Source organism: Klebsiella sp. S69, assembly GCF_016516145.1.
GTDB lineage: Bacteria > Pseudomonadota > Gammaproteobacteria > Enterobacterales > Enterobacteriaceae > Klebsiella > Klebsiella oxytoca.
Genome location: NZ_JACVUU010000022.1, coordinates 37,384 through 57,406, shown reverse-complemented (window position 1 = coordinate 57,406; position 20,023 = coordinate 37,384). Strand labels below are relative to the sequence as shown.

Below are 20,023 nucleotides of genomic sequence, written 5' to 3'. Positions count from 1 at the left end.
TTACCGCGCTGTCACCAGGCTTTGCGGGACGATGTTTTATCTCATCCTCGAATAACGATTCCCATTTCGCGCGTCAGTGATAAACTGGCTAAATGTGATCTTTGTCATATCGTCATTAAAACAGAGAAAAGAGACACTGCTATGCAACATATCATTGAGGGCTTCCTCAACTTCCAGAAAGAGATCTTCCCGCAACGTAAAGAGCTCTTCCGCAGCCTGGCATCCAGCCAGAATCCCAAAGCGCTGTTTATCTCCTGTTCCGATAGCCGTCTGGTCCCGGAGCTGGTGACTCAGCAGGAGCCGGGTCAGCTGTTTGTGATCCGTAACGCCGGGAATATCGTCCCCTCATTTGGCCCTGAACCGGGCGGGGTTTCCGCGACAATCGAGTACGCCGTCGTCGCGCTGGGCGTGACCGATATCGTCATCTGCGGCCACTCTAACTGCGGCGCGATGAAAGCCATCGCCACCTGCCAGTGTCTGGAGCCGATGCCTGCCGTGTCCCACTGGCTGCGCTACTCCGACGCGGCGAAGGCCGTCGTGGAGAAGAAAACCTGGGCTAACGAGACCGATAAAGTCAACGGTATGGTGCAGGAAAACGTCATCGCCCAGCTGAACAATATTAAAACCCACCCCTCCGTTGCCGTCGGCCTGCGCGACAGCACGTTGCGTCTGCACGGCTGGTTCTACGATATTGAAAGCGGCGACATTCGCGCGCTGGATAAAAACAGCAAAACCTTCGTTTCGCTGTCGGAAAACCCTGACGTCTATTTCGAATAAATTCCTCTCAGGGCACGGAAGCCCTGCGAAGCCCGCCTTCCTGCCATAAATTTCCCTTCTGCCATACTCATTACGACTTCCTGAATGATTCTGAAGGAGATGTGATGATTACGCTGTGCGCAACCTGCGGTACGTCTTACGACGATCGCGGCAATACCCTGAACCATTGTCGTATCTGTGAGGATGAACGCCAGTACGTCCCGGCCAGCGGACAGGCCTGGATTAAACCTGACGATCTGATCGCGACGCATATGAATAAATGGCAGCAGCATAATGAACGGCTGTTGAGTTTCAGGACGGTACCGAAATTTGCTATCGATCAGCGCGCTTTTCTGCTGCTCACGCCGCAGGGGAATATTCTGTGGGACTGCATCGCTAATCTTGATGCCGCCAGCAAAACGCTGATCACCGCGCTTGGCGGGATAAAAGCGATCGCCATTTCTCATCCTCACTACTACACCACGATGCAGGACTGGGCAGCAGCCTTTGATGCGCGCATTTATCTTCATGCCAGCGATCGCGAATGGATCATGCGCGATAGCCCTGCCATCACATTATGGGAAGGGGATGCGCTGGAGATCCTTCCGTCGGTACGGTTGCTGCGCCTGGGTGGGCATTTCGCCGGGGGAACCGTTCTGCACTGGGCAAAAGAGGGAGGTATTATGCTGGCGGGAGATATTATCCAGGTCACGCCGGGGGCACGCGCCGTTTCTTTTATGTGGAGCTATCCTAATCTGCTGCCTTTGGCGGCCCCCAGCGTCGAGAATATCGTTGAGCGTTTGGGCGATGCGCCCTTCGGTGCGCTGTACGGCGCCTTCGAAGGGCAGAACATCACCAAAAATGCCCGTCAGATCGTACTGGATTCAGCGCAGAAGTATCTCGACTGTCTGCGCACGACGGCGGGCCGCTGAGAGGTCCGCCGCCGCAACGGGTTACAGCACGCCGTCGCCGCCGTCGGAGCACCACACCTGGCCGGAGGTGAAGGAGCAGGCATCAGAGGCAAGGGTAACGTACAGCGGCGCGATCTCCACCGGTTGCCCTGGACGGCCCAGCGGCGTATCGGCGCCGAACTGACGCACTTTTTCATCCGGCTGGCCGCCGCTTGACTGCAGCACCGTCCAGTAAGGGCCGGGCGCGACCGCGTTCACCCGGATACCTTTCGGCCCCAGCTGTTTAGCCAGCGACTTCGTGAATGCCACCAGGCAGGCTTTGGTTTGCGCGTAGTCCAGCAGGATGGGGCTCGGCTTAAAGGCCTGCACGGATGAGGTGTTAATAATTACGCTGTGTTCTTTAAGATGACGCAGGGCGGCTTTGGTGATCCAGAAGGCCGCATAAACGTTGGTTTTAAAGGTGGCGTCAAAGTCGGCGGTGGTTAACTCTTCCAGCGACTCGCAATATTGCTGGCGTCCGGCGTTATTGACCAGAATATCCAGTCCGCCGAGTTGGCTGGCGGCCTGCTCGACCAGGGATTCACAGAAGGCTTCATCGCGCACATCGCCCGGAATCGCTACGGCTTTACGCCCTTCGGCCTCAATCAGGGCAATCACGGTTTCAGCATCGGACTCCTCTTCCGGCAGATAGTTGATCGCCACGTCGGCGCCCTCGCGGGCGAAGGCGATCGCTACCGCGCGCCCAATGCCGGAATCACCGCCGGTGATCAGCGCGCGCTTACCTGCCAGCCGACCGGAACCGACGTAGCTCAGTTCGCCGTGATCCGGCTGCGGCTTCATCTCTTCGGCAAGACCCGGCGGCGATTGCGGCTGGTCAACAAAGGGGGGACGGGGATACTTCGCGGTATTGTTAGCGTTCTCGCTCATACTGACCTCCTCGTGTTAAAAGATTAAGCGTAGTTGCCAAGTCAGCCTGTCGTGGATGATTGACGAATAATCGAACGGATTCGTTTTTATAATTTTTGCGCTTACGTTCATCTCTGAACGGTAATTTACTGATTGCCGGGAAACTTTTCGAAATGTGAGGCGGTAGAGGCGTTTAGTATTTTAGGATTATTCTATCGCAAACCTGACGGTATATTTAGCGCATTTTATTGCGGCCTGGCGGTAATATTTTCTCCGCCTGTCGCGCCAGGAAATATATTTCTCAGACGATTCATTAGCCATTAGCTTGTGAAAATGAACATCAGCACCCAGACTTATTAAGACAAGATGAAAATACGCCGGAGGTGTTGTTGATGAAAAAGTTACTGCCAGTTATTTTTTGTTCGTTGATGGCTCAGGGCGTTTTTGCCGCGGATGATGGCGGGTTTAAAAAAGACGCTGCGCCGCCGCCGCCGCACAAGATTGATGATGGCTATCGTGGGACCGAGGACGGGCGAATCATGACCGTGCGCCAGGCCATGGAAATGCATGATGGGGCCACCATCTCATTACGCGGCAATCTTATCGAGCAGCAGGGTGATGACCGCTACAGCTTCCGCGATAAAACCGACACCATAGGGGTCATTATTCCCGCGGCAGTTTTTGATGGCCGGGAAGTGAAGCCCGATCAGATGATCAGCATTAACGGCAGTCTCGATAAGAAAATGACGCCGCCAGTGGTGCGGGTCGACCGGATCCAGAAATAACCTTGCAAACAGGAGGAATAGATGTCCGTACAGCATCCAGCCGACCCGGATAAACGCGGTCGTCATCCGTCGAAAGAGGATCCGCGCGAGCAGGGTGAAGTTCCGCGTAAAAGAGACGACAGCGAAGATCATAAAGAAGATCCCTGGCATCCCCAACCTGATAAACGCTAAAAATAGCCGCCGTCAACGGGCGGCTAGTTCTCTTTCTTAAAGATCGAATGGCGCTAAACGTCTGCGTGAGCGGCTCGCCGGCTGCGATATCGCCCTGGCTATTGCTGCGCCGATCTCCGCGCAGGCGGTAATCCCCTGAACGAAAGGCTGGTCGTGCATCAGCCAGGGGATTGCGGCGAAGGCGATACGCCCGCGCGCTACGGGCGGCTCTCTTAACGTATAATCGTCGCCAACCTCCGGGATCTCTTCGCCCGTCGCCATCAGTAGCTCCCTCAAATGCGGGAAGGGGAGATCTTTATTTTTCAGCGCTTTTTGCCCCCTCGCATCAATAAACACGTCAAACGTATAGCGATTTTGCCCGCTGGTAATCACCGTCTTCTCCTGCTGCACCGCCATATCATAATCATGCCCTAAGGCGAGAATGCCGATCGCGCCCGCTTCGCGCAGCGCCAGCAGTCGGCGGATAGACTCCGAAGGAATGGCGGCATAGCAGTCAATAAAGACCCGGGCAAGGCCGTTTTTGAATCGCTCCCGGTCGCGGTCATTAAGGTGGGGCACCATCGCCTGAACGGCTTCATGCAGCCGCAGGATAACGTAGCGCCAGGGGACCGTGTAGCGCGCGCGCTTGTTACGCTCAACTTCTTCAAGGTTATCCATCGCCCAGTGGAAAGGGTTATGCTGCTGGCGTTTAGCAAACCACGCTTCGCTGAAGCTATCGGCGTTAAGGCTGTGAAGGGCGATATTTTCGCTCCACAGGGGGTCGGCCAGGGCAATTTCCTGCGCCAGCAAATTAAAGACCCGGTCAAGCAGGCCGTCGCTTCCCGCGGCGATGGCGTTTTCCATCGCGCTGTCGGTGACGATTTCCAGCGGCTCCCAGGGAATAGGACAGTAAAAATCCGCTTCCGGAAGAATGCCGGAGCGCGACATCAGCACGATGTGCAGCGCCTGACTGGTTTCGTTGAGCCTGAAGGTGAGCGCCTTATCGTCGGAACCGATAAATTGACCGTGCTGGACGGCGACGGCCATTGCGGCATCAATTCCGCTTAGCGAGGTGCCCATAATTCCCACCCGGCAGGGCGGAATGGTGGCTTCCATCAGCCCAGACCACGGACTGGGAAACCAGGTGCGGGTTGACTCTTCTTCATCCGGCCAGACATGACCGGTGGCAAGCACCGCGAGGTCAAACACTTCGGCGACGGGCTGCTCCTCCACCCACAGCCTCACTCCTTCTTCGGTCGCCTGCAGGTCGCTGACCCGACAGGACTCATTGACCTGGACGTTAAATCCCAGTTCCCTGGCCTTTTCGACCAGCGCAAGAAACTGGTCGCGAAAGTATTCGCCCAACAGGATGCGCGGCAAAAACTGGCGATCGTGCAATGTTTCATACTCTACGCCATAGCGCGCCAGGCGCGACGGGCTCTGGGCTTTTAGCCAGTCAAGATAGGTGCTTTGTACAGGAGGGATTTCAATACTGGCGATATTGGCCAGCATCATGCGCGAATTCTCTTCATCGTTATAGGGCATACCCACGCCCGCTTCCTCGGCCTGCTCGTAAATTGACACGTCCAGCGGCTCGCCCTGTTTAAGCAATGAGAACAGGGTATAAATCCCGGTAGGACCTGCGCCGATAATGGCAATTTTCTTCATAATGACTGACCCGCCGTTGTTGTTATCACATTTGTTATCGGTGGCCTTCCGCCAGTTGAAAAGCTCCACGATAGTTCATTTCCGGGTAACGGAAATCTGGCACAATAATTGTGGTTCAAAATGTGGAAGAGGGCCAATCGCTGGCGCGCCTCTCCCTTGTGATGAGCCGACGAGACGCGGTTTTCAGAACCAGGTTTCGAGCTGGGCGCCGAAGAACAGCGTACCAGCGCTATGGTATCCGGCGCTGCCGAAGGTGTCCGTTGAGGAGTAGTTATCCAGCGATTTATCCCAGCGCATCCAGGTGGCAAAAAAGCGGATTTCCGGACGCTCAAAGAAGTCCGTGACGTTTTGCAGCTTGAAAGTAGGAGCAAACGTCAGCTTGTAGTAGCTACCGCTGGCGGCGCTGTTGCCGTTAAAACCTTTCGGGTCGATATCCATATACTGATAGCTGGTTTCGTATTGCAGGGCGAAATTCTGATTAATTTGCTGAATGATTCTTGCGTTCAGGGTGACCCAGTCGTAATGGTCAGAATCGATATAGCGATTATTGCTGCTCTGGGCGACGATCAGCGGCGCGAAGCTCAGCCTGTCGGTGAGTGATGTGATACCGTAAGAGGCGAACTTCACGGTCCATGCCGGTTGAATCAAATAACCGTCGGAGCCCGGGCCGCGAACTTCAGCTCCCAGCGCGCGGCCATAAAGCAGCGCGGTTTTCGTACTGCCGGGGCGCAGGCCGTAGAAGCTGTCGCCGTGGTACGCCAGCATGGTGTTAAACCCTTGCGAGGCCGCTTTATCCGACGCCAGACCATCGTTTATGCGTTTGTCGTTGTCCTGCGAGTAGAGGCCGTTGAGCATCCACTGCCAGTTCGCCAGACGGTGATTAAGCGAGAAGGTATAGTTTTGAATATACGTGTTATCCGCGCCGGTCATGTTGTTATATTCAACGTTGTCCATCGTATCGATATCGTTGAAATTACGGCCATATACCGCGAGGTTGGTCTTGATATCTCCCCAGAAATTCACATCATAAATACCGGCGCCGGTACCGATTAAATTCATCATATCGGAATCAAGCCAGTGAATATCGAAGTTATCCCGATCTTCCCGCTTACCGGCCCACAGCGTCGCCTGTTTAAATGCGCCGCTAAACGCGGGCATATCGCTCATTTCGACAAAAGCCTGACGGACGTTCATCTGGCCGTTAAAGGAACTGTCGGTATTATAGGTTTTATCCCACTCGGCGATTTTCATGTAATAACGCAGCTGGCTATTGTTATCATATTTTCGCCGGTAGTTAATATCGGCGGTCACATAGGTATCCGACTCATTGCCAAGGCGACCGACGCTCCCCCCGGTGCTGCCCGCAGGCGTCAGGGAAGGCCCGACGGTACTGGTTGTGCCCTTGCTTGTTAATATGCCGCTGCGCGCGTAACCGCCGAAGGTGATTTCCTGAAGCTTCGCCTGCGCGACGACATTCTGCGCCGGCTGGTTTTTTATTAACGCCAGATCCTGGTCGGTTCTGTGCTCAACGGCCTGCAGTCTTTCTTGCGCGCGCGCCGCGTTTTGTTCGGCGCTGGCCGCTCTTTTTTCCGCGCGATCTATTTTCCGCGTCGCATCCTGTAACTGGATGCGCGACTGCTTTAATTCGGCCTCAAGTCTTTCAAGCCGGGCATTAATTTCATTCAGGGTGGTATCCGCCGCAGCGGCGGATGCTGGCAAAGCCAGCGCGCAGAGCGTAAGCATATAGGCTTTCATCATTTATACCTGTACAAGAGTGGCTGTGCTCTGGACGTGCGGGTGCAGAGCACAGATGACTGTGCTAATAAACGGGATAGTTATCCGCAGGCTAAATTAATATTCGGGTTGTATTATTTTCAGCTCTCTTTGCGGGTGTTAGCAGTTTTGACAAAAAGGAATGTAATAATAAAAGCAAAAATAAACACCGCGAGTCCCACGGTAATATAGGTGACAAACTGATAGCGATCGTAGAGATACATTAGCGGCGACAGCAGGACCGCCAGGCCGTATGAGTTCGCTTTTATCGACAGCAGCGACAGAATCATGCCGCCCAGCGCTGAGCTGGTGAGCATCACCATTATCGCCCGAAGCCCGGATTGCATCACGATACCGAATAAAGCCGGTTCCGAGACGCCTAATAGCTGAGTAATGGTCGCGGAAATTCCGGCGGTTTTAAACGCGATATTTTTCGCCTTCAGTGAAATAGCCAGACATACGGCGGCGTTGGCAAAACCGTACATCGCGCAAACCGTAATGAGTGGATTAAACCCGGTGCAGGCAATCAGCGAGGTTTCAATCATAATAAACATGTGATGCATTCCGGTCATTACGGCAATGGGATAGATAAAGCCGATTAACAGGCCGCCAATACCCGCAGGTAGCGTCAAAAATTGCTGAATAGCCATCACGGCGTAGTGTTCAAACCCATGTACCAGCGGACCTAAAATCAGTAAAGCGATGGCCACAGCAATCAGAATGACGATAAACGGCGTGAAAATCAGGTCCATCGAGTTGGGCATCACCCGGCGGAAAAAGATTTCCAGTTTTGCGCCGATAATACCGGTGATGAGTGCGGTCAAAATTGACCCCTGATAGCCCACCAGCGGAATAACGCCAAACACATAAATCGGGCTGCTATTGCCGTACGCCACGTCATAGGCGTTCGGCAGCGCCGGGGAAACCAGCATCAGGCCGATTAAAAAACCGATAATCGGCGTACCGCCAAACTTCTTAAAGGCTGACCAGCAGATAAACGCCGCCAGGAAGGCGAAAGCGGTATCGCAGAGTACCGTGGTCAGCGTTTGCAGGGCCGCCGGAACCTGATGGACGCTGCTGCCAAACCACGCCTGCACGGTATCATTAAAAATGACCCCTTTCAGACCGAGAAACAGACCGGTCGCCCCGAGAACCGGGACAATTGGCACAAAAACGTCCGATAAGTTGCGTATTCCCCGCTGTAATCGGCCCGAACTCTGCTTCGTCATTTCATCCTTACTGACTTCGGCAACCTGATATTCGTTAACAAACTCCTGATAAACCTTATTGACGATCCCGGTACCGAGGATTATCTGATACTGACCGGAATTGAAAAATACGCCTTTAACTTCGCTGATATTACGGACTTTATCATCATCGATTTTCTGCCGGTCTTTTACCTGCAAACGTAATCGGGTGGCGCAGTGGGTGGCGGAAGCAATGTTTTCCTTGCCGATGGTATTCACTATCTCAACGGCGATATTTTTATATTTGTTCATATTTAACTCATTCCTTAACGAGAATGGTTTGATAAGGTTTCAGGGTGGCGTCGGCGTCGGCATAATTATTGAGTACAATCTCTCCTGCCGGGAGCGTGTAAGGCAGATGCTGCGCGCTTAAGTTGGTGATAGAGATAAAACGTTCGTTGTGTGTTGCGCGCTGGTAGGCAACGATACGCTCGTCAACGTCCTCCACGGCGGCGAATGACCCATAAATCAGCGCTTGCGGATAGTGCTTATTCCGCAAGGCGATCATCTTCTGGTAAAACGCGAACACCGAATGCGCATCGTTTATCTGGCTTTGCGCATTGACGCTAAAGTCGGTTGAAGAAAACGCCAGCCAGGGCTGCGCACCCTGATTAAATCCGCCGTTGACGCTATTCGACCACGGGAAGGGCGTTCGCGAGTTGTCCCGGGAGCGCTGATTAATAAAGCCTAACGCCTGCTGTTCAGAGAAACCTTCCGCCAGGGAGCGGTGATAGTTATCCAGACTGGAAATATCGTCAAATTCCGCAATTGACTGCCGGCAGAAATTTTTCATCCCCAGCTCCTGGCCCTGGTAAATAAACGGCGTTCCGGCCATAAAGAAGTACATCGCGGCCAGCGCTTTGGCACCGATGTCATTTTGGTAATCCGCGTCGCGGATGAGTTTGGACAGCGCGCGGGGCTGGTCGTGGTTTTCAATAAACGTCGTCCCCCAGCCGGCCTGACAAAAAGCGCGCTGGCTGGCAAAAAGCGCTTCTTTGAATTCGCCCACGCGCCAGTTGCGCTGCTTAAACCACTCCGAGCCGTTCTCGACATCGATATCGGCAGCGTGAAAATCGAAGATCATATTGAAATAGCCGTCCGGGCCGATATAGCTGTCGTACTCCTGCAGAGGCACACCGGGCGCTTCGCCTACCGTTACGCAGCGATGGCGGTTGAAGGTGTGTTCTTTCAGCTCGTGCAGAAAACATTCAATTCCCGGACGGTTGCGCGATTTCGTTTTAATGGAGGCCAGACCATCGACGCCGTCGGCGGGCAGGGAGGCGTAATCCTGATCTTTTTTAATAAACGTAATTGCATCGATGCGAAAACCGGCGATGCCTTTATCCAGCCACCAGTTAATCATGGCGTAGATTTCCTGGCGCAGCTGCGGGTTTTCCCAGTTCAGGTCGGGCTGTTTTTTATGAAAAACGTGCAAATAGTAGCACTCTTCGCCAGCCACTTTTTCCCACGCGCTGCCGCCAAAAATCGAACGCCAGTTATTAGGCGCGGCACCAGCAACGGCGGGCTTAAAGATGTAGTAATCACGGTATTTTGAGGCAGGGTCCGCCAGCGCGGCCTGGAACCAGCGGTGTTCATCGCTGGTATGATTAACCACCAGATCCACCATGATCCCAATCCCCAGTTCGCCTGCCTGCTTAATCAGGTCGTCAATATCCTGCAGCTGACCTAAATCGGGGTTCACTGCATAGTAGTCGGCGATATCGTAGCCGTTGTCCGCACCCGGCGAGAGGTAGAACGGCGAGACCCAAATCATGGTGATGCCCAGCGTTTTCAGATACGGCAGTTTCGCGATTATCCCCTGGATATCGCCAGTGCCATCGTTATTGCTGTCATAGAAGCTTTTTGGGTACACCTGATAAATGACCGCTTCCTTCCACCATGCCCCTTGTTGTGACTGATTCATCGTTTCTCCTGAGTATGAAATCGATACCATATTGAGTTAAAAAAAATTACGCCGAGGCCCGGATGACCAGTTCCGATTTCAGGTCTTCCTCGTCATAGCGATAGTGCGTGTTGTTGATCAGGGCCAGCAGGCGTTCTACCGAGATGCGGCCCAGTTGCTCAATGGGTTGGCTAACGGTAGTGAGCGGAATATGCACCATCTCCGCCACCGGAAGGTTATCAAAGCCCATGACCGCCAGTTCGCCGGGAACGCTGATGCCGTTGGCCGAGAGCGCAGAAATTAAGCCGCAGGCGACTTCATCGCTGCCGGCGAAAATTGCATCGGGACGTTCGCTTTTTGCCAACTGTAGGATCTGCTCAGCCAGACGCTGCCCGTCGCGCCAGGTGTGGACGTGGCGGAAAACCAGCCGCTCGTCAATCGGCTGCTGCCCCTGCTGCATGGCGGCAATAAAGCCGCGGTTCCTTCTGCTACCGTGGCCCTTTTGCTGGAATGCGCCGCCGGTAGAGTAGGCGATTCTTCTATACCCTTTATGCAGCAGCCAACTGACGGCGCGATAGGTCGCCAGTTCATCGTCCATTCTGACCACGGGCAGAGTCGTGTTATCGATGCTGGTGTTGCACAGCAGGATCGGACCATATTTCTGATATTGCTCGATCACGTCCTTATCACTTTCGACGGCGCACAAGATAAGGCCGTCGATGATCTTTTTCTTCAGCAGATCGAGACAGTTCTCCTCTTCGCCCGCGCTATTGTGGTTCTGAACGATCAGCACTGAGTAGCCGTGTTTACGCGCGGTGACTTCGAGAGCATCCACCAGGCTGGCGAAAAAGGGGTTAGTGATCCTCGAAATGAGTACGCCAATGCGGTGGGTTTTCACGCCGCGCATCTGCTGCGCGACGGTGCTTGGCTCGTAATCAAGCTCTTTCATTGCCGCGAGAATTTTTTCCTTTTTATCTTCAGCGATATAAGGATGATTGTTCAGGAAGCGGGAGACCGTCGTCACCGACAGACCTGCTTTTTCTGCTACGTCTTTTATGGTTGCCATGATGGTTATGAAATCGATATCACATGGGCATAAAATATTTTTGCTGACCGGCCGGGTCAACCGCCTTGTTATAAAACATGACCTGACTCACAATAAATTTTTCCTGCGCTATCCGCGTGCTACGGTTTGCGTATCCGTTGAAGGTGAGTTCGCGACGCGGACCGCCGGGTCGGCAAGACCGTTCGGGTCTGAGCGTGGGGAGGGGAGAAGCGGCGCAATGAATAATGCACGGTATTTTTGTTTTGCTAATATTCCTGGTTTGCCGCGATGAACTTGACATATTAAACCTGATTGCTATTCCTTAAGCTGGCGCCGCGATGATAAGCGCAACGGTGAGGTGAAAAATGGTCAGTGAAAAAGAGAAGCTGCCCGGGATAAAAGAGAGTGAACTTTTTCTTAATTTTGAATGTGCTGCTCGTAAGATCGGGCTCGGGATATTATTATTAATCATCTTCGCAGCGCTGGCGGGGATTTTTTCCACCGGCTATTTGAGCCGTGCTGAAAAAACAAATGCCCAGCAAAATTTAACTGTGGTTTATGAGCGTTTTGGCCGTTTGCAAACTGAGTTCCGACTAAAAATTACTGCCCATTCGCGCGTCGCCAATAAATATGTTTTTAGCCTTGGCGGTGATTTTTCTTCATCGCTCGAAACTAATACTATCTGGCCCCAGCCAGATAGTATGTACAGTAAGGACGATCGACTCTTTTTGGTTTATAATAATTTGAAAAGTATGGAAAATATTTCCATATGGCTCTACGTTACGCCCACCGCTCCCGGCAAGCTGAACCACGCTTTACAGCTTAATAGCGAACCCGAAATTCGCTTCTGGCAATTTATTTATCCTTAGGAGAACGTGATGGAGATGGTGTTGCGGGCGCTGGCCATTTATTTAATTTTGCTGGTGGTTTTTAAAATCGCCGGACGCCGGGCGCTATTACAAATGACCAGCTTTGATCTGATTTTATTACTTATCATCAGTGAAGCGACACAACAGGCGCTGCTGGGGAACGACTTTTCGGTCACCGGCGCCATGCTGACGATTATCACGCTGGTGGTGGTGGATATGCTCTTTGGCTTAATGAAAAAATATATGGCTGGCGCCGAGTCAGCGCTTGATGGCTGCCCGGTAATTTTAGTCGAAAACGGCGTTCCGTTAATTGATAAACTCAAAAAAGTGGATGTCTCCTGCGATGATATTCTTGTGGCCGCACGGCAGAATCAGGGTATTACGGAATTAAGTAAAATCAAATATGCCATACTGGAAAGGAACGGACATATTTCTATTATTCCTGCTGAAAGTTAAGAAGGTATCTTTATGGCGAATAATCCTTATAACCAGGCGAAAACTACCGGTGAGCTGACCAAACAAGTCGCCATCGCATTGACCGACCGTCGTTTACGCTTAACCACCGCTGAGTCGTGTACCGGGGGAAGCCTGGCGGCAGCGCTGTGCGCGGAGGAGGATACGGCTGCGTTTTACGATATTGGTTTAATCACCTTTAGCGACCGTGCGAAGCAAAAACTTCTCGGCGTTAAGGCTTCGACGCTGGAAAAGTATAGCGCCGTCAGTCGACAGGCCGTGGAAGAGATGTCGACGGGCGCGCTGGAGTGTTCCGGAGCGGATATCAGCATCGCGATAAGCGGATACGCTGGGCCGGACGGCGGCGAGGACGGGACGCCTGCGGGAACCGTCTGGTTCGCATGGAATTTTCGCGGCGCAATCGACGCGCAGAAGGTGCTGTTTTCCGGCGGCTGCCAGGATGTCGTTGAGAAATCCGTACGCTACTCGCTGGCGATGCTGATGGAGAAACTGCCCGGCTGGCAGGGCGAATAACACTTTCATGGCGGAGGTTCTATGGCGGTCATGACGATCACCGGCGGTACTGCGGGCGTCGGCAAAGCAACGGCTGTTCGCTTTGCGCGGGCAGGCTATGACGTGGGGATTATCGCCCGCGATCGTCAAAGCCTTGAAGCGACGCAACAGGCGTTGCGGCAGTTTGGCGTTCGGGTGCATGTCGTTCAGGCCGATGTCGCTGATGCGGATGCGATTAACACTGCCGCCTGCGAGATCGAAAAGCAATTAGGGGCTATCGGGGTGTGGGTCAATAACGCCATGTGCGCGGTGCTGGCGCCTTTCAGGACGATGACCCACGATGAATTTTCGCGGGTCACCGAAGTCACCTATCTTGGTTACGTCAACGGCACCCGCGCCGCGCTGGAGTTAATGACGCCCCGCGATCGCGGCATCATTATCCAGGTCGGTTCCGCGCTGGCCTATCGCTCCATTCCGCTACAGTCCGCCTACTGCGGGGCGAAGGCCGCGATTCGGGGCTTTACCGATGCGGTTCGCACGGAACTGATGCATGAAAAGAGCGGCGTGAGTATCTCAATGGTACAGATGCCTGGCCTGAATACGCCGCAGTTTGAGTGGGCGCGCAATAAGTTTGCCTGGGCGATGCGCCCGGTGCCCCCCGTCTATCAGCCGGAGGTGGCCGCAGAGGCTATCTTCAACGTTGCACGCAGGCCCGTGCGTGAACTCTGGGTGGGGAGCAGCACAATTCAGTCTATCGTTGGGCAATTTCTCTTCCCCGGCTTCCTCGATCGACTGATGGTTAATAAAGCATGGGAAGGGCAAATGATCCGGCACAGGAATGTCGCTGACCGGCAGGATTATCTACAACAGCCGGTCAGCGGACTGCATAAAACCCACGGGCGTTTTTCCTCAGAGGCGAAGTATCGCGCCGCCGCCATCACCTCCGGCGTGCCGGGAAAAGCGCTACTCGGCGGCGCGGCAGCGGCGGGATGGTTGTTGGCAAAATGGTTTATCTCGCGTAAAAAATGCTAACGCAGCGCGCTACTGTTGGTCCAGAACCATCGGTAGCCATAGGCGCCAATCTCCAGCTCAACGCGTTTACCCGCAACAAGGTCGTCAGCATAGGTTTTGTCGGCCAGGCAGGGCGTCCAGACGCCCTCGGCAATCTCTTTCGCGGTGAAGCGTACGCGCTTGTCGCTGAAATTAAGAAAGGTGATGACGCGGCGTTGGTCGGCATCGTAGCAAATCCCCAGAATCGCCTGCCGATCGATGCTGATAATGCGAAAAGGCGCAACGGCGATTTCCGGAAACTCGCACAGCGTATTGGCGATATCTATAATGCGATGCAGAAGGGAATGGCGGTGCAGCAGCGAATCAGCGACGTTGACCTTCTGATAGCGAAACGGCCCCTTATCGATCAATGGAGCGACAAAAGTAGCAGGATCGGCTGCGGAGAAACCGCCGCCCGCTGAGCCGGCCCATTGCATCGGCGTGCGCACCGCGTAGCGCTCTTCCAGGGCCAGATTGTCACCCATCCCAATTTCATCCCCGTAGCGCATTATCAGTACGCCGGGGAGTGAAAAGAGTACGGCATGACAGAGCGCCAGCCGCCGCCGTTGAGATCGTAAAACAGCGCCGAATCAATCTGATAAATGATGGCTCGCGTATGCCAGTCCGCCATAGCGCACCTCAGTGATAGCCTTCAGTGCCGGAAACTTTGCCGCGGAATACGTAGTAGCTCCATGCGGTGTAAACCAAAATCACCGGAATGATAAGCAGGGTCCCTACCAGCATAAAGAGCTGGCTGGCGGGCGGCGCGGAGGCTTCCCACAGCGTAATATGCGGAGGGATGATGTTGGGCCAGAGACTGATACCCAGACCACTAAAGCCAAGAAAAATGAGCCCAAGCGTAAGCAGGAAAGGGCGGGCGTGGCTACCAGGATGGGCGCTTAACCGCCAGATCCACAGGCTTAAGGCAATGACCAGTACAGGAACGGGTACAAACCAGTAGAAATTAGGCAGGGTAAACCAGCGCTCAGCCACGGAGGGCCAGCCCAGCGGCGTCCAGACGCTCACAACGGCGATGACCGCCATCAGCGCCAGAAGCGTGTGGCGAGTCAGCTCACGCATGCGCTGTTGTAGGGCGCCTTCGCTTTTCATAATCAGCCAGGTCGTACCAAGCAGCATATACGCGACGACCAGTCCTAAGCCGCAGAACAGGCTAAAGGGCGTCAGCCAGTCGAGCGCCGAGCCGACAAACCTGCGGTCGGCGACCTCAAAACCGTTGATGACCGCGCCTACCACCATCCCCTGGCTAAAGGTCGCCAGCAGGGAGCCGCTGACAAAAGAGTAGTCCCAGAACTTTTGATGCGAGGGGGTGGCCTTGAAGCGGAACTCAAAGGCGACGCCGCGGAAGATCAGGCCAATGAGCATGGCGGTGAGCGGGATAGCCAGCGCATCGGTGATAACGGCGTAGGCCAGGGGAAAGGCGCCAAATAGCCCCGCGCCGCCCAGCACCAGCCATGTCTCATTGCCATCCCACACCGGGGCGACGCTATTTATCATGACGTCGCGTTCTTGAGCATTCGGTACAAAGCCGAATAAAATTCCAATGCCAAGATCGAAGCCGTCCATAACGATATACATCAATGTGGCGAATACAATGATGACAAACCAGATAACGGGGATATCGATGCCCATTAGCGAGTCTCCTCTTCAGGCACGGCTTCTGCGGCAGAAAGGGGGCGAGCCGGCGTGCCGGACGTTGACGATGTCAATTCGCTGACGGGCTGCGGCCCTTTCTTAATAAGCCGGACAATGTAGTAATAACCGACGCCAAAGACCGAACAGTACACCACGATAAAGACCAGCAGGCTGACGACCATTTGCGCCGTGCTGTGCAGCGAAACCGCATCCCGGGTTCGTAAAAAACCATAAATGACCCAAGGCTGACGTCCCGCTTCGGTCGTGATCCAGCCGGCCAACAGCGCCAGCAGTCCTGCCGGCCCCATCGCCAGGGCGCTCCACTGGAAGGCGCGAGAGTGGAAAAGACGCTGCTGATAGCGAAGCCACAGGCTCCAGACGCCGAGGGCAATCATCAGCACGCCCATACCCACCATGATACGGAACGACCAGAAAACGATGAGGGAGTTTGGCCGATTCTCTTTCGGAAAATCTTTCAGCGCCGGGACCTGCTTATTCAGGCTATGGGTCAGGATCAGGCTGCCAAGCGCCGGAATTTCCAGCCCGTATTTGGTACGCTCTTCCTCCATATCCGGTATGCCAAACAACAGCAGCGGGGTGGCCTCGCCGGGTTTATTCTCCCAGTGGCCTTCTATGGCGGCGATTTTTGCCGGCTGATGCTCAAGGGTATTGAGGCCGTGCATATCGCCAACGAAGGCCTGAATTGGCGCAACCAGCAGGGCCATCCACATCGCCATGGAGAACATTTTACGTATGGCAGGGGTATTGTTCCCGCGCAGAAGGTGCCAGGCGGCAGAGGCGCCCACGAACATCGCACTGCTGAGAAAAGCGGCGATCGCCATGTGTAACAGGCGATACGGGAAAGATGGGTTGAAAATAATCGCCAGCCAGTCCTGGGGAATGACGTGGCCGTTTTCAATGGTAAAGCCCTGCGGCGTCTGCATCCAGCTATTGGAGGCGAGGATCCAGAAGGTGGACATTAGCGTGCCGAGCGCCACCATGCAGGTGGTGAAAAAATGCAGTCCTGGGGGGACTTTGTTCCAGCCAAAAAGCATGACGCCCAGGAAGCCCGCTTCGAGGAAAAACGCGGTGAGGACTTCATACAGCAGCAGAGGACCGGTAATACTCCCGGCAAACTGAGAGAAACCGCTCCAGTTGGTACCGAACTGATAGGCCATCACCAGGCCTGATACCACGCCCATGCCGAAATTAACGGCAAAAATCTTCAGCCAGAAATTATATAACGAGCGCCAGACGTCATCTTTTGTCCGCAGCCACATCCCCTCCAGCACCACCAGATAGCTGGCCAGTCCGATGGTAATCGCCGGAAACAGGATATGAAAAGAGACGGTAAATGCGAACTGTAGCCTTGCCAGATTAAACGCATCGAGTTCAAACATGTTCTGAACCCCATCACATAACAACCCCCCGAACCAGGCAGGGGGAAGTAATTAACAACCGATCGTTGCTGATTACGGCTTTTTCTTACCCGCGCCAAGTTCAGCGCCGGTGAGAGGATCGCCTTCCGGGTCGGATTGGGTGCGTTTCGCCATGGTTTTCACCAGGGCCTTTTGTTCGGCCGTTAGCTTAACGCTGGCACCGCCATCTCCGCCATCTACTGCAGGCTGCGGATTCGCAACATACTCGAAGTGCAGATCGCTATTCCAGCTGCCGCGAATGTCATCGCCCTCTGACATATTGTAGTAGGTGCTGGCGTAGTCAGTGATTGGCGGTAGTTTGCCCGGCGGATAGTTGTTTCTGATGGATTGAAGCGCCTTCTCAAAAGAGAGCTGATGGGCGGCTTCTCGGGTCATCAGAAAGGCCAGCGCATCCTTCACGCCGGGGTCATCGGTAACGTTTATCAGGCGCTCATAGATGATTTTAGCGCGCGCCTCGGCGGCCACGTTGGAGCGTAAATCCGCGGTGGGTTCACCAATGGTGTCAATGTATGCTGCGGTCCAGGGAACGCCGGCGGAATTGGTCAGCGGCGTGCCTCCGCCATATAACAAAGAGGTAATATGGCTGTCGTTGCCGTTAGCGGTAAGCGAGCGGTACAGATCGGCTTCGTTTTCCGTACCTTCCGCCAGGGCGCCTTTCGCCCCTTTATTGAGCATACCTACCAGCGAGCCGATAATTTCAAGGTGGCTCAGCTCTTCGGTAGCAATGTCCATCAGCATATCCTTGCGACCCGGATCGTCATCGCTCAGGCCCTGTGTGAAATATCGGCATGCGGCGGCGAGTTCGCCCTGAGGGCCGCCGAATTGCTCCAGAAGGAGATTAGCCAGCCCCGGATTAGGTTCCGCGACCCTGACGGTATACTGAAGTTGCTTAACGTGTCGGAACATAGGCTCTTATCCTTATTGCTTATTTTTTAGCTTCAACGCCTTTTGCGTCAGAGCGCAGAAGGAACTCTTCCGTTGTTTGCGGGATATGTTTCAGCAGCCAGTCGGCCATGGCCCGCTCTTCCGCCAGAATGGATTCGATGGCGGGAATAGACGCGGTGTCACCGGCTCTTTTCGCAGCGGCAAGCAGAGAGGTATAACACGCGATTTCAAACTGTTCGAAAACATAGCCGCTAATTGAACCCTTAACGATTTCATCGGAAGGGAACATGCCGCCAATAGATTGACCTAACGCAGCCATTTTACTCATTGAATCTTTCAGCACCGACCGCGATATATCATTACGATCCAGAATCTCTTCCAGAACCGTAATTTGGCGCTTGGTTTCGGTGACGTGCTGTTCAATTCTGCTGCGCAAATCGGGGTAGTTATCGATACGGCCAGCCATCGACTCCAGCATGGATTCTGCTTGTTTTTCCATTGCATGCGCATCGCGTAGCCAGTCGTGATAGTGTTCAACGTGATTCATAATGAACTCCTTAATATCAGGTTATTTTCTGGCTATTTATTTTGTGCTTCTTTATTAATATTGCCGACCGCAAGGTCAGTTAATTTCAGATCGGTTGACTTCTCTTCTTCTAACGTTTCTGTTAAAAGCTTAACCGCTTTTTTATAACCCAGCTGTTGGGCTAAAGTGGCGAGAGTGCCGTAGCTGGCAATTTCATAATGTTCAACTTTTTGCGCAGCGGCAATTAACGCGGCATCGCGCACTTCATTTTTCTCAGTACTCTCAATAACCTCGTTAGCTTCTTCTATAAGCCCCTCCATCGCCACGCATTTCATGCGCTTAATTTTGATATTGGCTTCTTGTTCGACAATTTGATCGATACGTTCAATTTGCCCCTGGGTCTCCTCCAGATGTGCTTTGAATGCGGCGCTAAGCTGCTCGCTTGACGCCGCCCGGGCTAGTTTAGCCAGGCCGCGGGTTAATTGTTTTTCCGCGCTATAAGTATCCGATAACAGATGAATAAAAACGTCTTCTATGCTCTTCATATTCATTGGGAATATCCTTAATGCTAGAGAATAACTGCGAGTCCGCAGACCCGCAGGATACTCTTATTAATTACAAGAGAATGAAACGATTAATAATCAGGAGTTGTCAGATTTGCGTCCACCACCATGACTATTTTGGCCGCCTTTTTTACCGGCCTCAGATGCACGTTGCGGATCGTTTTTAAAATTACCACCGCTGTGCTGACCGCCTTTACGTCCAGCTTCAGATGCTTTATCACGGTCTTCAGCGAAATTACCGGAACCACCACGATGTTCTGCCATATTTTCATACCTCTGTGAGTTTATGTCAGGTAGATACGATTTAATTACGTATCCGTTGTCGTTCAGCAATTAAATTTAGTCGGTATTTTTGAACAGTCAAACCGGTTTGCGGTGATATTTTTTGAAATAATCTGAATTATGCCGCGGCTACCGTTCCGCTTGTTTAAAGTGGCTGCGAGCATAACAGGCTAGGAACTAACGAAAACATTTATATTGCTGCAGGATATATTTATGACCGCTGCGTTAATACGGGAGGAAACGGGCGACGCAGGGCTTTACGTCTCTTTACATAAGCGCGAAAAATAAGTTATCGGAATCGTGAAAGATATTAAGAACACAACCGGGAAAAATCAGAAAATAGCGTTTTGCCAATGCTGAAGGTCATTTTAGGATAATTCAATGCGGGAGAGAAATAAGGCACCAGATCACGAGGCTGTGAAATGGTGCGTCCGAGTGGACTCGAACCACCGACCCCCACCATGTCAAGGTGGTGCTCTAACCAACTGAGCTACGGACGCATTATGGTGCGTTTAATTGGACTCGAACCAACGACCCCCACCATGTCAAGGTGGTGCTCTAACCAACTGAGCTATGAACGCATTGTTGCAGTGGCAACGGGGACGCATATTAGCGGCAGGGAGGGGTTGTGGCAAGAGGCAAACGT

At 53.4% G+C, this 20,023-nt stretch carries 20 protein-coding genes, 2 tRNA genes and 1 pseudogene; 8 read left to right on the top strand and 15 right to left on the bottom strand.

Annotated features, from left to right (window positions below; translation table 11 throughout):
• Positions 1 to 141 precede the first annotated feature (141 nt).
• Positions 142 to 777, top strand: a complete 636-nt coding sequence (locus IAE27_RS20780; protein ID WP_004102756.1) for a carbonic anhydrase — start codon at positions 142 to 144, stop codon at positions 775 to 777.
• Positions 778 to 881: 104 nt separating this feature from the next.
• Positions 882 to 1,688, top strand: a complete 807-nt coding sequence (locus IAE27_RS20775; protein ID WP_004102755.1) for an MBL fold metallo-hydrolase — start codon at positions 882 to 884, stop codon at positions 1,686 to 1,688.
• A gap of 21 nt (positions 1,689 to 1,709) precedes the next feature.
• Here IAE27_RS20775 and IAE27_RS20770 read toward each other — a convergent pair whose 3' ends face one another.
• Positions 1,710 to 2,594, bottom strand: coding sequence for an SDR family oxidoreductase (locus IAE27_RS20770; protein ID WP_004113469.1), 885 nt, complete (start codon positions 2,592 to 2,594; stop codon positions 1,710 to 1,712).
• A 371-nt stretch (positions 2,595 to 2,965) separates the two neighbouring features.
• On the opposite strand from IAE27_RS20770, the gene IAE27_RS20765 reads away from it, so the two are divergent.
• Positions 2,966 to 3,358, top strand: a complete 393-nt coding sequence (locus tag IAE27_RS20765) for a YdeI family stress tolerance OB fold protein (RefSeq protein WP_004102737.1) — start codon at positions 2,966 to 2,968, stop codon at positions 3,356 to 3,358.
• 21 nt (positions 3,359 to 3,379) lie between these two features.
• A complete protein-coding gene (locus IAE27_RS20760; protein ID WP_168217098.1) occupies positions 3,380 to 3,529 on the top strand; it encodes a hypothetical protein in 150 nt (49 codons plus the stop codon).
• A gap of 36 nt (positions 3,530 to 3,565) precedes the next feature.
• On the opposite strand, the gene IAE27_RS20755 is transcribed toward IAE27_RS20760, so the two are convergent.
• The 5 genes from IAE27_RS20755 to IAE27_RS20735 all read right to left on the bottom strand — a co-directional run bounded on the left by IAE27_RS20755 (position 3,566) and on the right by IAE27_RS20735 (position 11,165).
• On the bottom strand, positions 3,566 to 5,176 hold the full coding sequence (locus tag IAE27_RS20755; protein WP_200092832.1) for an FAD-NAD(P)-binding protein: 1,611 nt from the start codon (positions 5,174 to 5,176) through the stop codon (positions 3,566 to 3,568).
• A 183-nt stretch (positions 5,177 to 5,359) separates the two neighbouring features.
• The gene (locus IAE27_RS20750) at positions 5,360 to 6,934 is read right to left on the bottom strand and encodes a carbohydrate porin (protein WP_024274281.1); all 1,575 of its coding nucleotides are present in this window, start codon (positions 6,932 to 6,934) and stop codon (positions 5,360 to 5,362) included.
• Between the two features lie 116 nt (positions 6,935 to 7,050).
• On the bottom strand, positions 7,051 to 8,448 hold the full coding sequence (locus IAE27_RS20745) for a PTS transporter subunit EIIC (RefSeq protein ID WP_154022421.1): 1,398 nt from the start codon (positions 8,446 to 8,448) through the stop codon (positions 7,051 to 7,053).
• A 7-nt stretch (positions 8,449 to 8,455) separates the two neighbouring features.
• Complete coding sequence (locus IAE27_RS20740) at positions 8,456 to 10,120, bottom strand: alpha-glucosidase (RefSeq protein WP_004113465.1); 1,665 nt, start codon at positions 10,118 to 10,120, stop codon at positions 8,456 to 8,458.
• A 46-nt stretch (positions 10,121 to 10,166) separates the two neighbouring features.
• Positions 10,167 to 11,165, bottom strand: coding sequence for a LacI family DNA-binding transcriptional regulator (locus IAE27_RS20735; protein ID WP_070555962.1), 999 nt, complete (start codon positions 11,163 to 11,165; stop codon positions 10,167 to 10,169).
• A 344-nt stretch (positions 11,166 to 11,509) separates the two neighbouring features.
• On the opposite strand from IAE27_RS20735, the gene IAE27_RS20730 reads away from it, so the two are divergent.
• From IAE27_RS20730 to IAE27_RS20715, 4 genes are read left to right on the top strand one after another with little or no spacing between them, the layout of a single operon-like run.
• The gene (locus IAE27_RS20730) at positions 11,510 to 12,013 is read left to right on the top strand and encodes a hypothetical protein (RefSeq protein WP_108704976.1); all 504 of its coding nucleotides are present in this window, start codon (positions 11,510 to 11,512) and stop codon (positions 12,011 to 12,013) included.
• A gap of 9 nt (positions 12,014 to 12,022) precedes the next feature.
• Positions 12,023 to 12,469 (top strand): DUF421 domain-containing protein, encoded by a 447-nt coding sequence (locus IAE27_RS20725; RefSeq protein WP_004102722.1) that lies wholly within the window; start codon positions 12,023 to 12,025, stop codon positions 12,467 to 12,469.
• Between the two features lie 12 nt (positions 12,470 to 12,481).
• Positions 12,482 to 13,000, top strand: coding sequence for a 2-oxo-tetronate isomerase (locus IAE27_RS20720; protein WP_016810082.1), 519 nt, complete (start codon positions 12,482 to 12,484; stop codon positions 12,998 to 13,000).
• Positions 13,001 to 13,021: 21 nt separating this feature from the next.
• Entirely contained in the window at positions 13,022 to 14,011 is a 990-nt protein-coding gene (locus IAE27_RS20715) for an SDR family oxidoreductase (RefSeq protein ID WP_142475148.1), read from the top strand.
• On the opposite strand, the pseudogene IAE27_RS20710 reads toward IAE27_RS20715, so the two are convergent.
• From IAE27_RS20710 to IAE27_RS20670, 9 genes and pseudogenes are all read right to left on the bottom strand, one after another.
• Positions 14,008 to 14,610 (bottom strand): annotated as a pseudogene (locus IAE27_RS20710) (glycosidase); the annotation flags it as partial. The gene IAE27_RS20715 and the pseudogene IAE27_RS20710 overlap by 4 nt on opposite strands.
• A 58-nt stretch (positions 14,611 to 14,668) precedes the next feature.
• A complete protein-coding gene (gene cydB / locus IAE27_RS20705) occupies positions 14,669 to 15,679 on the bottom strand; it encodes a cytochrome d ubiquinol oxidase subunit II (RefSeq protein ID WP_154022424.1) in 1,011 nt (336 codons plus the stop codon).
• Complete coding sequence (locus IAE27_RS20700; protein ID WP_135799971.1) at positions 15,679 to 17,082, bottom strand: cytochrome ubiquinol oxidase subunit I; 1,404 nt, start codon at positions 17,080 to 17,082, stop codon at positions 15,679 to 15,681. Before IAE27_RS20700 ends, cydB begins: the two co-directional genes overlap by 1 nt.
• Before the next feature lie 72 nt (positions 17,083 to 17,154).
• A complete protein-coding gene (locus IAE27_RS20695; RefSeq protein ID WP_017145741.1) occupies positions 17,155 to 18,027 on the bottom strand; it encodes a manganese catalase family protein in 873 nt (290 codons plus the stop codon).
• Positions 18,028 to 18,046: 19 nt separating this feature from the next.
• Positions 18,047 to 18,553 carry a ferritin-like domain-containing protein gene (locus IAE27_RS20690; protein ID WP_004102713.1) on the bottom strand — a complete coding sequence of 169 codons (507 nt, stop codon included), beginning with the start codon at positions 18,551 to 18,553 and terminating at the stop codon, positions 18,047 to 18,049.
• A gap of 32 nt (positions 18,554 to 18,585) precedes the next feature.
• Positions 18,586 to 19,083: a ferritin-like domain-containing protein gene (locus IAE27_RS20685; RefSeq protein WP_004102712.1), complete on the bottom strand. Its 498-nt coding sequence runs from the start codon at positions 19,081 to 19,083 to the stop codon at positions 18,586 to 18,588.
• Between the two features lie 90 nt (positions 19,084 to 19,173).
• On the bottom strand, positions 19,174 to 19,359 hold the full coding sequence (locus IAE27_RS20680; protein ID WP_004136767.1) for a general stress protein: 186 nt from the start codon (positions 19,357 to 19,359) through the stop codon (positions 19,174 to 19,176).
• Positions 19,360 to 19,800: 441 nt separating this feature from the next.
• Positions 19,801 to 19,877, bottom strand: a tRNA-Val gene (locus tag IAE27_RS20675).
• A gap of 4 nt (positions 19,878 to 19,881) precedes the next feature.
• Positions 19,882 to 19,958 (bottom strand) — tRNA-Val (locus IAE27_RS20670).
• Positions 19,959 to 20,023: the final 65 nt, after the last annotated feature.